General features: G+C 48.4%; 13 protein-coding genes. All 13 read left to right on the top strand.

What is annotated here, in order from left to right:
- The first annotated feature begins 46 nt into the window (after positions 1–46).
- On the top strand, positions 47–748 hold the full coding sequence (locus PLA01S_RS05480; RefSeq protein WP_127590551.1) for a Crp/Fnr family transcriptional regulator: 702 nt from the start codon (positions 47–49) through the stop codon (positions 746–748).
- Positions 749–787: 39 nt separating this feature from the next.
- A complete protein-coding gene (locus PLA01S_RS05475; RefSeq protein ID WP_127590549.1) occupies positions 788–1,246 on the top strand; it encodes a DMT family transporter in 459 nt (152 codons plus the stop codon).
- A 33-nt stretch (positions 1,247–1,279) separates the two neighbouring features.
- Complete coding sequence (locus tag PLA01S_RS05470; protein WP_127590547.1) at positions 1,280–1,684, top strand: NUDIX hydrolase; 405 nt, start codon at positions 1,280–1,282, stop codon at positions 1,682–1,684.
- A 340-nt stretch (positions 1,685–2,024) separates the two neighbouring features.
- Positions 2,025–3,278 (top strand): MDR family MFS transporter, encoded by a 1,254-nt coding sequence (locus PLA01S_RS05465; protein ID WP_127590545.1) that lies wholly within the window; start codon positions 2,025–2,027, stop codon positions 3,276–3,278.
- A gap of 187 nt (positions 3,279–3,465) precedes the next feature.
- Positions 3,466–3,918: a DoxX family protein gene (locus tag PLA01S_RS05460; RefSeq protein ID WP_127591078.1), complete on the top strand. Its 453-nt coding sequence runs from the start codon at positions 3,466–3,468 to the stop codon at positions 3,916–3,918.
- Between the two features lie 28 nt (positions 3,919–3,946).
- Complete coding sequence (locus PLA01S_RS05455) at positions 3,947–4,573, top strand: TetR/AcrR family transcriptional regulator (RefSeq protein WP_127590543.1); 627 nt, start codon at positions 3,947–3,949, stop codon at positions 4,571–4,573.
- Entirely contained in the window at positions 4,570–5,031 is a 462-nt protein-coding gene (locus tag PLA01S_RS05450; RefSeq protein WP_127590541.1) for a DUF2269 family protein, read from the top strand. The genes PLA01S_RS05455 and PLA01S_RS05450 overlap by 4 nt, the downstream gene beginning before the upstream one ends.
- 178 nt (positions 5,032–5,209) lie before the next feature.
- Positions 5,210–7,717 (top strand): WG repeat-containing protein, encoded by a 2,508-nt coding sequence (locus tag PLA01S_RS05445; RefSeq protein ID WP_127590539.1) that lies wholly within the window; start codon positions 5,210–5,212, stop codon positions 7,715–7,717.
- A gap of 121 nt (positions 7,718–7,838) precedes the next feature.
- Positions 7,839–9,056, top strand: coding sequence for an MFS transporter (locus PLA01S_RS05440; protein WP_127590537.1), 1,218 nt, complete (start codon positions 7,839–7,841; stop codon positions 9,054–9,056).
- A 134-nt stretch (positions 9,057–9,190) separates the two neighbouring features.
- Positions 9,191–10,402 carry a Bcr/CflA family efflux MFS transporter gene (locus PLA01S_RS05435; protein WP_127590535.1) on the top strand — a complete coding sequence of 404 codons (1,212 nt, stop codon included), beginning with the start codon at positions 9,191–9,193 and terminating at the stop codon, positions 10,400–10,402.
- A gap of 129 nt (positions 10,403–10,531) precedes the next feature.
- A complete protein-coding gene (locus PLA01S_RS05430; RefSeq protein WP_127590533.1) occupies positions 10,532–12,136 on the top strand; it encodes an alkaline phosphatase family protein in 1,605 nt (534 codons plus the stop codon).
- A gap of 176 nt (positions 12,137–12,312) precedes the next feature.
- Positions 12,313–12,660 carry a Dabb family protein gene (locus PLA01S_RS05425; protein ID WP_371860393.1) on the top strand — a complete coding sequence of 116 codons (348 nt, stop codon included), beginning with the start codon at positions 12,313–12,315 and terminating at the stop codon, positions 12,658–12,660.
- 3 nt (positions 12,661–12,663) lie between these two features.
- The gene (locus PLA01S_RS05420) at positions 12,664–13,122 is read left to right on the top strand and encodes an aminotransferase class I/II-fold pyridoxal phosphate-dependent enzyme (protein ID WP_246059346.1); all 459 of its coding nucleotides are present in this window, start codon (positions 12,664–12,666) and stop codon (positions 13,120–13,122) included.
- Positions 13,123–13,172: the final 50 nt, after the last annotated feature.

The raw sequence follows: 13,172 nt of genomic DNA, 5'->3' as shown, positions 1-13,172 counted from the left end.
AAAATTCGGTTCATAAGATAGAGTGTTCGGGAAAGGAGAGAGGGACGTGAAGGAAATTCATAATGCGGAGCTCCTGCAGCATTTGTTGCTGAGCAACCAGATCCAGTCCGTATTTCACGATGATTTAATGCCTTATCTGGTGTTATATCACTTCGATCAGGGCGACATCGTCTGCACGCAAGGGGAGCCGGCCGAGATGCTGTATATCCTGGTTCAAGGGAAGATTAAAATCTTCACGACCTCCGCAGAAGGCAAGGCGCTTGTTCTATCTTTTAAAACACCGCTTGAGGTGATCGGAGATATTGAATACATTCAAGGCAATCCGTTGATCAATACGGTACAGGCCATATCATCTGTTTATATGATCGGCGTGCATTATCGCTGGCTTCGCAAATATGGACAGGAGCATCCGCCGCTGCTTCAATTTTTGCTGCGGATCATTACGCGGAAATTTTATATTAAATCCAATTTCTTGAGTTTCAATTTGTTGCATCCGGTAGAGGTACGATTGGCTAGCTATTTATTGTCCGTTTCGGAGGAGGAGTCGGATACGTTGGCTACCCATAACCCGGCCGCGTTCAACCTGACCGATATCGCGAATCTGCTTGGAACGAGCTATCGGCATTTAAACCGGGTGATCCTGAAATTCAGTCAGGAAGGGCTGATCGAGCGTCATAAGGGGTACATTCTGATCAAAGACCGGGATGCGTTAACACGTGTAGCGGGGGGCAATATTTACGAAGAATAACACACAGTGATGATGAATCATGAAGTAAGGAGATGGAACATGTTAGCAGGATTGGTATTGGCCCTCATCGCGGGTTCATTGGTTAGTTTGCAGAACATTTTCAATAATAGAGTGAATGAGAAGACCGGCTCCTGGTCTACAACGACGTTGGTGCTAGGCATGGGCTTCGTGGCTTCGTTCGGCATGAGTCTTGCTGTAGAAGGCAAAGGGACGTTCGCCCTTCAAAATATGGAGCCTTGGTACTGGATTAGCGGGTTGATTGGGGTCGGCGTGGTGATTTGCCTGGTGCAGGCGACAAGGCTGCTGGGTGCCACGTTCGCCATCTCAATTGTCATGACCTCGCAGCTCGGTTTCGCGCTGTTGTGGGACTCCTTGGGATGGTTAGGGTTAGAGAAGGTTCCGTTTACCATGAATCAGCTGATCGGTGTTCTTGTGATTGTCGGCGGGATCCTGGTATTTAAATTAGGCGGAAAACGGGAACAACAAGGGACGGCTTAGCATGAAGTTTATATGATAAGGGGAGGAATCCATATGATAACCGAGATTGACAAAATCGCCTGGATCCACATCGAGGATGGACGCATATTGGGCGCTCGCTCCAAAGGGAAGGATACGTACTACCTGCCGGGAGGAAAACGGGAACCGGGGGAATCCGATATCGATACGCTGGTACGGGAAATCAAGGAGGAACTGTCCGTTCGTATCAAACCGGAGACCGCGGCAAATGCAGGCAGCTTCCGTGCTGGCGCTCACGGCAAATCGGAGGGCGTTCGAGTAACGATGTCCTGTTACACGGCGGAGTATGAAGGAGAGTTAAGCCCGGCTTCGGAAATTGAAGAATTGGCGTGGTTAACGTATAAGGATCGGGAGCGGGTCTCAGAGGTATGCCAGATGATCTTCGAGCATTTGCATGAATTGAAGAAGCTAGCTGATTAATTAACCAACTGGAATAGCATCCTGCATCCAGGCTTCCAATCTGATGAGTGTAGGTTATATCCATGCTGGTCCAACAGAAGGATAATTCAATACATCCATGCATCGAAAAAAGACGCTTCCGCGGGAGCGTCTTTTCATATATGGAACAAATGTTCGTTTTGTGGGTCATCTAAATTGAATCGGACGATATTCGGCTTTCATATTATTAGTATAGCTCAGTGCTTAATATAAGTCTATATTTTGCCAGGGAAATGTTTTATAGTTTGTAATACCCGGCCGGGAAACGCGTTATATCGTAAGCTTATTAACTTGTGCTGTTCGGATAGAGAGAGGGAGTTTTGTGCAAATACGATTATGGGATAACAATTTAAAGGTTCGATTATTGGGTGAAGCGCTGTTCAATATGCTGTTTTGGATGTACTTTCCCTTCATAACGGTTTATTTCGGAGCGGCTTTAGGCAATCATATCGCGGGAATCCTCATGACGGTTCCTCCGATATTCAGCATCATCGGCAGCCTGCTCGGCGGTGCTTTAGCCGATCGGCTAGGACGTCGCCCCGTCATGCTGCTTGGCGCCTCGCTGCAGACGGTCATGTTTGCGCTGTTCGCGCTGTCGCCTTCGCACTGGATCGATTATGCCGCTTTTATCGGCATCGGATTCGGGGGAGCCATCTATAGGCCCGCCAGCTCTGCGATGGTCGCCGATTTGGTTCCTGTTCAAGAACGACGGCAGGTATTCGCCACGTTCACGACAGCGAACAACTTGGGGGCCGTGCTTGGTCCGGCTCTTGGAGCCATTTTCTTTTTTCAGTATCGGCAAGAGCTTCTGTGGTCTTGTTCCTTCGTATTGCTGATCTATTTCATCGCGATTTACTTCATCGTTCATGAAACCCTGCCAGCGCCTGCGAAAAGCGTAGAGCCGACGGATACGGGTTCGATTCTTCAGGTATTCAAGGAACAGTGGAAGGGATATGGCATCATTTTTCGGGATAAAGTGTTTCTGGTGTACATACTGTCAGGGATATTTGCCCTTGTGACCATCATGCAGCTGGACCTGTATTTGGCGGTATATGTCATCGATTATGTGCCCTCCCAGACGCTGTTCTCCTGGAACGGTCATTCATTAATGTTATCGAGCACGGAGATTTTAGGGTGGGTGCTGGGCCTTAACGGGCTCCTGTTCGTTCTATTTATTCTTCCGGTAACCAAGTGGTTTCGGAACTGGAAGGAGCGTGACGTATTCGTACTGTCTTCCTTGTTATCCGGAGTAGGTACTTTTGCACTCGGATTGAACACGAACATCTGGTTTTTGTTCTTCGTAACCATTATGTTTACTTTCGGGGAAATTGTCCGCTCGCCGGTGACGCAGAGCTTTATCAGTCGTTATGCCCCGGAGCATGCAAGAGGGCAGTATATGGGAGCTGACAGCTTACAGTTTACGATCGGAAGATTGCTGGCGCCGGTGACGGTATTTCTGTCTGCTTGGCTGCCGCCAATGGGTATATTCAGCATCATCTTGATATCGGCATTAATCAGCGTGGTATTGTATATCCTGCTATTTCGAATATATGTAGAAGAAAAAGACGCAGCATAACAGGTCTATGATATGAGAGTAGAAAATGAGAGCAGGCCCGGTTGGAATACAGCCGCACGCTTGCTCTTTTTTTTGAGATACTGAACGAGCCTGTAGCCTTCAAAGGAATAAATTTGAATTTCATATTTACAAACCAACGGTCGGTATATATAATAAAGTTAAGAAATTCGGAAGGTTGGTGAGGTTGATGATACCCTTTGTCGTCATGTTGGTTTCGTTTCTTTTGTTTCGGACGCTGGGCTTCGCAGGCTGGGAGTATGTGAATGACTGGGTCATTTCGCTCAGGTTTGCGGTTGCCGTCCTGTTTCTAGTAACAGCTTCTGCCCACTGGGGAAAACGACGAGCCGATCTGATCGCCATGATCCCGCCCGGAATACCGAATGCCCCGTTCATGGTTACCGTCACCGGGCTGCTGGAGATTGCGGGCGCGATTCTCATCCTTATTCCGGCTACCACAGCTTTGGCATCTGCAGGTCTGGCCCTGATGCTGGCAGCCATGTTTCCTGCCAATGTATACGCAGCGAATCACCATTTGTCACTCGGCGGCAAGCCGGTCACTCCAATCGGGCCGAGAACGATGCTGCAAATCGTGTTCCTGGCAGCGGTTCTCATGGCGGGATGGCTTTCACCACAGGGGTAATCCATGATCATCAAGGAGGAGTAATGAGATGAAGCAGGAAGAACGGCGAGAGCAAACCAAGCGAATACTGCTTGAAGCCACGGAAGAATTGATAAGGGAGCAAGGCTGCAGCCAAACGACCCTTAATGACATCATGAAGCGTTCCGGCTTGTCCAAAGGGGCCATATTTCATTATGTTTCAAGCAAGGATGAGCTGTTTGTGCACGTATTACGAGCAAAACTTGCCGAGCAGAACGAGCAGTTCATGAGCGAAGTGAATAAGCAGGGGGACATCAAGCAGTTTGACGGACCGATGAATACCATTACCAACAGCATGTCGAGACTGGAAAGCCGTGACGATGTCAGCAACCTGATCTTCATGTACCTTATTGGCAAAAGCGATCAGCCCGAAATCGCCGACATTGTGGCTGGCTTCTATAGGGAAGCGACTGCAACTTCGAAGAAATGGATTGTTACAGGCCAGGAAGCAGGGGTCATACCCGAATCCATCGATGCGGAACGGACGGCTGAGCTGTTCGAGCTGTTGTCGTTCGGACTGCGGATGCGAGGGCTGATCGGTGTAAATAGTCATGTATTCAGCACGAAGGATTATGCGGATTTCATCATCGACATTCTCCGGCCCGGTCACCGGGAAGAGGGGAAGGATAGCTTATGACGTTGTGGTTATTTCTGCACATTGCCGGATGTGTGTTATTCCTCGGCAATATCATTACGGCGGCATTCTGGAAAGTAAGAGCTGATCTGAAAGGGGATCCGGCAGAAATCCATAACACGGTTAAGAATGTCATGTTAGCCGATATGGTATTTACCCTGCCGGGTTTGCTGCTGATCATCATTTCAGGCGTTGTGATGGCTGTTCAAGCCGGATATGGTATGGGCGGAATGAGCTGGCTGATGGCTTCATTGATTCTGTTTGGCATAACGGGGATTCTGTGGGCTGGTTTTTTGATTCCGCTGCAAAAAGGGATGATTCGGCATAGCATACAATCCATTGCGGATGGGGTCATTTCAGCCGATTATAAAAGAGTTTCGGCGTATTGGGCGGTAGGCGGGACGATAGCCACGCTGCTGCCTGTCGTTATATTGTATTTCATGGTCAGCAAGCCATTTTGAAGCGAAGAGAACGATCTGATTGCCTAAGGTGATCAGGTCGTTTTTTTGGATATGCAATCATCCGACAATGGAAGCATGAGGCGTCAGAAGTGCCGCCCCTCAACGCCTTCAGGTGCATATTTGACCATAGTCTGCATACGATTAGGCGAGAAAGCTCTGAACAAGGGAGGATGTCCAAATGTCCGTTAACGATCAGCAGCTGGCACAAATAGCTATGACCTATCTGCCACAAGGTGCTGAACTTGTGCGAATTGATAAGCCTGTCCAACATCCCGCAGTTATCGCAGCCGATGTCACGGGAGATCACATACCAGAGATTGCCGGTGTGTCCCGATTGAATGATGAGCTTTATTTATTTGTGCTGCTTTACCGCAATGGCGGATATGAGGTCGTTGCCAATATCTTGGGGCAGGGATATGGGGTTACTTCATTGACGGCGGCCCCTGTGTTGAACCCAGGTATGAATCAATTAATCGTAGGTTGGCAGCTCGGTTCCATCTGGTCAAAATTGTCGATATACGCCTGGACGCCAGAGGGCCTTCAAGATATCGCACCTGCAGATATATATTACAGTTATATCGATATTGCGGATATGCCGGGTGCTTCGGGCCCGGATGGTCAGGCTGAAATCACGCTTTGGATTCACGATACAGGTGAAGCTTATCGAGTCGAGGTCGTCAGGTGGAGCCAGGGGGCGTTCGTGACTGCACCTGATGTATACCCCTATTATTTCCCTGTCGTTGTAAGGTACTACGAGAGACTGACGCAAGAGCATCCGGATTATTCTTATTATTGGTATTACCTCGCGGATGCACAATATCGGGCCGGGATGCCGGAGGCGGCCCTTGTGTCGGTCCGCAAAGCACTCACGTTTTCAGAACCTTACCCGGCGCGTGAAACGCTGCTTGAACTTGAGAAACGGATCAAGGAGATGCTAGCAAGCAGAGGGCAGCCACAGCAGCATGTCGGGATATTTCCGGCATCTGTGAAGACAACCGACGGAACGAAGTGGGGATACATTGATCGTAGTGGAAATATGGTTATTCAACCTAAGTATGATGATGCGCAGGATTTTCAGGATAATGGTCTCGCGATTGTAGGCGTAAACGGTAAGTATGGTCTCATCGACAGGTCTGACCGTTTCGTAATACAGCCTATATATCAGTCCATCAGCCCGTTCTCGGAGCATCGAGCGACCGTGATCGATGATCAAGGGTTTAAGATGATCAACGAACAAGGGAAAGTGCTGACACGACGAGGATATCCGTATATGGCAGAGCTTAAAGAAGGCAGGGCTGTCTACTATGTAACCGATAATGGCAGTGGAGATGGCGCAAACAGCCGCTACGGCTACCTCGACTCCTCGGGCCAAGAGGTGATCCCGGCGCAATATGAGGAAGCGAATGATTTTGTCGATGGCAAAGCTGTTGTGAAAATACAAGATCATCATTACGCGCTCATTGATCTCCATGGCCGCCCATTGGCCAACTATCCGTTCGCCTATGTCGGACCGCCTGGAGATGGCTTGCTTGCCTTTCAGAAAGATAGCACTGGCAAATACGGCTATATCAACGAGCAGGGGAACATGGTCATTCCGCCGACATATACTTCGGCATTTCCTTTTCACCATGACAGAGCCATCGTCAACACGGCTGAAGATTACAAGTCGAAGTATGGCGTCATTAATAAGCAGGGCGAATGGGTAATCCAGCCTGAATATAACGATATTCGGGATTTGAATGAAGACCGGTTTTCGCTTGGGCGTGCGATTGATCCTGCGCAGCCGTATATTGGCTCGATCTATGCCATAGCAGATTGGGATGGGAAGAAGCTATCCGATTTTACGTATCGCGATGTATCGGACTATAGGCACGGATTGGCCTCTGTTTATGATGCGAAGCAGACGTATTTTATTGATCGAACCGGCAGACCGGCGCCGGGGTATCCCCGAGTGAACGGCAGCGGTTCGCTTACACTGGAAGCAGGCGGATTGATTAAGGCTCTGGTCGATCAGCGTTTGTCTTACCTGAACCGGTCGGGCCAGGTCATATGGGAGCAAAATACAGTGATTCCGCTGCAACAACCATATAAGGTAATGGAAGAAAAGTATAAACCCAATCCGGATTACTTGGTCTATTATCCACAGATCGAAGGAATGAGGGATCAAGCATCTCAGCAAATGCTGAATACGAAGCTTAAGGAAATGTCACAGGTGAAATTCATTCCTGAGAATCAACAGCTTGATTATTCTTATTCAGGCGATTTTGACGTCATTTTCTATAAGCAGAACCTGCTTGAACTGGAGTTGAACGGTTATCAATATCCCTTCGGTGCCGCGCATGGCATGCCAACCAGAGTATATGCCATTATCAATCTGGAGAACGGCAGGATGTATGAATTGAAGGACTTGTTTAAGCCGGGCAGCGCTTATGTGAAGGAGCTCAGCCGGATCGTTGGCAAGCAGATACAAGAGGATCCTCAGTATTCGTACGTATTTCCGGACAGTTATACGGGTATCGCTGCCGACCAGACCTTCTATGTCACTGAGAACGCGCTTCATCTGGTGTTTGCACCCTATGAGATCGCCCCTTACGCAGCGGGTTTTCCGACGTTCACGATTCCTTTTGCTCAGATCAAGGACATGATCCATACCGAGGGTGAGTTCTGGAATGCGTTTCATGCCTAACCTTTCATCTTCTAGAATTAAAGCCGTGCCGAATCTTTCCATATGACCGAACAAGTATTAGAATAGATGAAAACTCTCCTTACTTATGTTAATGATCATAGCGTAGAAAGGACTTTAATTTGTGGTAACATTTTTTCTTCTTATTATTTATTTGGCCTTTATTAGTTTAGGGCTTCCGGATTCCTTGCTCGGGGTTGCCTGGCCGGCCATGCAGCCGGATATCGGTGCTGCCTTCGAATCCGCAGGGCTGCTATCCATGGTCGTAACCGGAGGCACGATTGTATCCAGCTTGGTTAGCGGAAGTTTGATTGAACGCTACGGGACGGGTATCGTTACATTTGTCAGCTGTTTGTTGACGGCGAGTGCGCTACTCGGCTTTTCATTTGCGCCATCGCTATTCTGGCTGATTTTGCTGGCGATTCCGCTTGGATTAGGCGCAGGGGCAGTCGATTCGGGGTTGAACAATTACGTGGCGAACCATTATAAGGCCCATCATATGAGCTGGCTGCACTGCTTCTGGGGAGTAGGCGCCACGTTAGGACCGATCATCATGTCCTATTCCATGGGGACCAACGATGCATGGAGAGAGGGATATTATACCGTATCGCTGCTGCAATTCGTTCTGGTCTTCATCCTGCTTCTCACACTTCCACTCTGGCGGATCGTGGCGGGCAAGCATCAGCCCCAAGGCATGGAGGAATTTCATACGAGAAACGAATCAACGAACCGTGATGAAGCTACCGCACACAAACACGGAAAGCCGCTTCAAATTAAAGGGGTCAAGTTTACTTTGCTGGCGTTCTTATTCTACTGCGGAGTGGAAATGACCGTCGGTTTATGGGGAGCGAGCTTTCTGGTGGGGACCAGAGATTTACCGTTAGAAACAGCAGCAGTGTGGGTTTCCATGTATTATGGAGGCATCACGGTCGGACGATTCATTACCGGATTCGTAACGCTGAAATTCAGCAATCTCACGCTTATCCGGACCGGGCAAATGACGGCCATTGCTGGGGCCATTCTGTTATTGCTGCCGCTGCATTCCTATTTGTCCCTAATCGGATTGATTGTCATCGGACTCGGGCTTGCGCCTATATTTCCTTGTTTGCTGCATGAAACGCCGGCCCGCTTCGGCAAAGCCCAATCGTCCAGAATCATGGGCTATCAGATGGCCGTTGCCTATACCGGCACCACGATACTGCCCCCACTGTTTGGTCTCGTTGCGGCTCAAATATCGATAGGTTTGTTTCCGGTCGTCATTCTATTGTTTGCGGTGATGATGCTGCTGAGCTCCGAGAAAGTGAACCGAATCCTTTATAAAAACGGGAAGAGCGCGGTTTGATTAGAACCGGGCTCTTCTTTTGTCCGGAATTACACGTATACCGTATAAACCTTGCAGGCCACTATTCTATTTTGGACAAACCTGATACATTATATGAATACAAAACAATAGTAGAGTAGAGGTGTTTGACACATATGCTTCATAACCCGACAGGAAAAGAACGCCTCGGATTAGCCTTGCTCCTCAGCTTGCTTGGCATATTGGGACCGTTCAACATCGACATGTATTTGCCGAGCTTTCCCGACATTGCCGATGATTTAGGCGCGCGGGCCTCGCTCGTACAGCTTAGCTTGACATCCTGTCTGATCGGCCTTGCGGTTGGCCAAATCATTGTCGGACCGATCAGCGATGCGCAAGGAAGAAGAAGGCCGCTGCTCATATCGCTTGCCTTGTTTGCCCTTTCTTCCTTATTCTGTGCATTGGCACCCGATATTACGGCGCTTATCATCGCCAGATTCTTGCAAGGATTTACGGCAGCCGCGGGCCTTGTCATCTCGCGCGCGGTTGTAAGGGATGTGTTCAGCGGTCGCGAGCTTACGAAGTTTTTTGCCTTATTATCTGTCATTAATGCGGTTGCCCCCATGGTTGCACCGATGTCCGGTGGAGCCATTTTGCTTATGCCGGGTGCAAGCTGGCATTCGATCTTTTATTTTTTAAGCGTGTTCGGTGCAGTCATCGTATTGATAATTGCTATTCAGTTGAAGGAAACCTTGCCGCGGGAGAGAAGAACCCCAAGCTCTCTTACCCATTCCGTACGTACGATGGGAAGCCTGTTCAAAGATCGGTCCTTTATCGGATATGCGTTGACAGTAGGCTTCATCCACGGAGGAAGCTTTGCTTACGTTTCAGGGACGCCGTTTGTATACCAAGGAATTTACGGTGTGTCGCCGCAGGTATTTAGCGTGCTGTTCGGAATTAATGGAATCGCCATTATTTCGGGGAGTTTCATCATTGGCCGCTTTGGCGGCATCATCCATGAGCGGAATTTGCTTCGAATCGGGGTCATCGTCTCCGCAAGTGCAACCTTCCTGCTCCTGATCATGACGATGCTCAAAGGGCCTCTCGCGATCATTGTCATCTTAATCTTTATGTATATGATTACAATCGGCATGGTAGCCACCAGTACATTTACGTTGGCCATGGAGAAACAAGGCCATCGAGCGGGAAGCGCAAGTGCTGTCATAGGTTTGCTGCCCTTGATGCTGGGTTCGATCGTGTCACCGCTGGTTGGCATTGACGAATCCACAGCTGTGCCGATGGGAGCCATTTTGTTTGCCACCTCCGTGCTGGGTGCTTCATCGTTCTTCAAACTGACGAAACCACAGGGGCGAGCAATGGAAAGCTGATTTTGTGAATTGTGAGAGGGCGAAAGCCCTCTCTTTGTTTGGTCATGCATGCCTGAGGAAATATGCAAAATATCCCTCGAATGACATGTCCACTTTAGTGACAAAATGTACTAAGGTGGTGAATGCGAAATGCGGATAAACAGGATGTTCATCGTAATGCTGTCCCTTGTGTTGATCACGGTAACGGGATGCCAGCATCAAAAACCTGCCGAACAGGATTTGCTGCGGGTTAAATCCGAACAAGGGAACACTCATAAGAAAGTCATATTTCTGATGGTCGACTCATTAATGGCACAGGCGATCGATAAGGGCATATCTCAAAAACAGCTGCCCACCTTTCAATATTTGATTGAACATGGACAATACTATAAGGATCTGGTCAGCTCTTTTCCTACGATGTCCGTCACGATTGACAGCACGATGTTGACGGGAACATATCCGAATGGCCATAGCGTACCGGGGCTCCTATGGTACTCATCCGACGATAAAAAGATGATCAACTACGGAACAGGACCGATGGAAATCCTCAAGCAAGGCATCAATCCAGTCCTGACCGATGCTTTAATCCATTTGAACGGAAAACATCTAAATCCGAATTCACGTACGATCCACGAAGAATTAGCCCGTCTCGGCTTGAAATCAGGATCGATTAACGGCCTGATATATCGTGGAACGACCGAGCATACGCTGACGATCCCGGATTGGATTCAAGGTCCGACTTCTCTCCAGAAAAAAATAAAAGTCAAAGGCCCGGATTTTTTAACCTTGGGAGCCTTGTCCAACCCCCTAGAAGGTAAAGAGAATCTGCCTGATGATCTCAATGATCGGATGGGGCTGAACAATAAGTATGCAATCGAAGCCGTTAGCTATCTGATTCAAGCCAACAAGCTTCCGGATTTTTTGTATGTTTATTTACCGGACCTGGACCAGAAGCTTCATAAAAAAGGTCCGTCAGAGCTCGAAGGCGTCAAAAAGGTGGATCAGCAGCTCCAATCCTTATTAAGTGCCTTCGGATCCCCGGAAAAAGCGTTTAACGAAGCGATTTTCGTCATCGCTGGGGACAGCGGCATGACACAGCTTCTTCCGGCGGAACAACGTTCGGAGATTGATATGCCCGCTATGCTGAAAGGCATCTCCGTTCTAAAGCCGGGCGAAGAGGTGAAAGCGGAGACCGAGGTCGCCCTCGCAGTCAATGAAACGATGGCTTATGTATATAATTTCAAATCGAGTCGTTCTTTGAGAAGCATAGCGGATATCCTAAGCAAGGATGACCGCATCGATTTTGTTGCTTGGAAAGAAAATGAATGGATTCATGCCATTCAGGGATCCACTTCGAAAGAACTCCGATATAAGGCGAAAGGTAACCTGGTCGATCGCTATAAACAGACATGGACCGTGAAGCAGGATGCCGAGGTGCTGGACCTTAAATTGAATGCCGATGATCGAACCTTGGATTACGGGCAGTATCCCGATGTGCTGGAGAGGCTGTCCGGGGCGCTGAACTCTCATAAAGGTGAATTTTTGGTCGTGACGGCTAAACCGGGATACGAATTGGCGGACCGAAGTTCACCAACGCATGAGGGGGGCGGGGGCCATGGCTCGATCCGACGTACGGAGTCGCTTGTCCCACTGATCATTGTTGGAACTAACGAAAAGCCTGCGAATTTACGAATGGTTGATCTAAAAGCCTATTTACTTGATTTGTTGACGAATCACATTCAGAAGACTAAATAATTTGCAAAAGCTCTACAGTCATGTTTTATGACGATGCCATTGTTATGAAATTTGCAAGATATTAGGCACTCTTTTTCGATTTTCATGGAAAAGGGTGCCTTTTTCGTAGCGATTTATTTGACGATTGACGTTATAATATGATGTAACTCTAGCCACAGTACTTCAAGTTATACAAGATAATCAGCCTCATACGAAACTTAATAAGGAGCTGGACAAACATTACAACCAACCCAATCATTCATTCCGTTATTTTTTCACTTAAACATGAGAAAGGATCGGCGGAGGAGCATCGTTTTTTGGAGGATGGACGATCTGCCCTCAGTACGATTCCAACGGTTCAAGCGTTTAAGGTATTTAAACAAATCAGTCCTAAAAATACATATGATTTCGGCTTCTCGATGGTATTTGATAACGAAGCCGATTATGAAGCCTATAATGTGCATCCGCAGCATGTTGATTTCGTCGAGAACCGCTGGAAGAAGGAAGTGGAACAGTTTTTGGAGATCGATTACAGCGAAGTGTAGAAGATGAATACACGCACCCTGAATACCTTCTCCAAAATCTACGGTCTTGCGGGTATTCGCGTCGGCTTCGGAGCAGCTTCAGAAGGCATTGTCCGCACATGGCTTCAGGTTAAGGAGCCGTTTAATGTCAATGCGCTGGCACAAGCAGCGGCATCGGCCGCACTTGGGGATGAGGAGCACGTCCAGGCATCATGCCGGATGAATGAACAAGGCAGACAGCAAATCTATGAGGGACAGAGTCGGTTATCGATTCCTTACTACGAAAGCATGAGCAATTTCATTCTGGCAGAGCTTGGAGAACATGCAGAAATCCTTTACCATAAGCTGCTGGAGCGGGGGATTATCGTCCGATACGCCAAAGGTTGGGGGCTGCCTGGGCATATCCGGATTTCGGTAGGAACGGCGGAAGAAAATCAAGAGCCGCTGGATGCTTTTGGCGAAGTCTTAGTGCATACAACGTAACCCATGGTAAGTATGTAGCGTTAAAAGGGATGCGGTATCCGCCAAAAAAG

This window comes from Paenibacillus lautus NBRC 15380 (assembly GCF_004000945.1).
GTDB classification, from domain to species: domain Bacteria; phylum Bacillota; class Bacilli; order Paenibacillales; family Paenibacillaceae; genus Paenibacillus_AQ; species Paenibacillus_AQ lautus.
The sequence above is the reverse complement of the archived record's forward strand: the minus strand, read 5'-3'. Positions and strand labels throughout refer to the sequence as shown.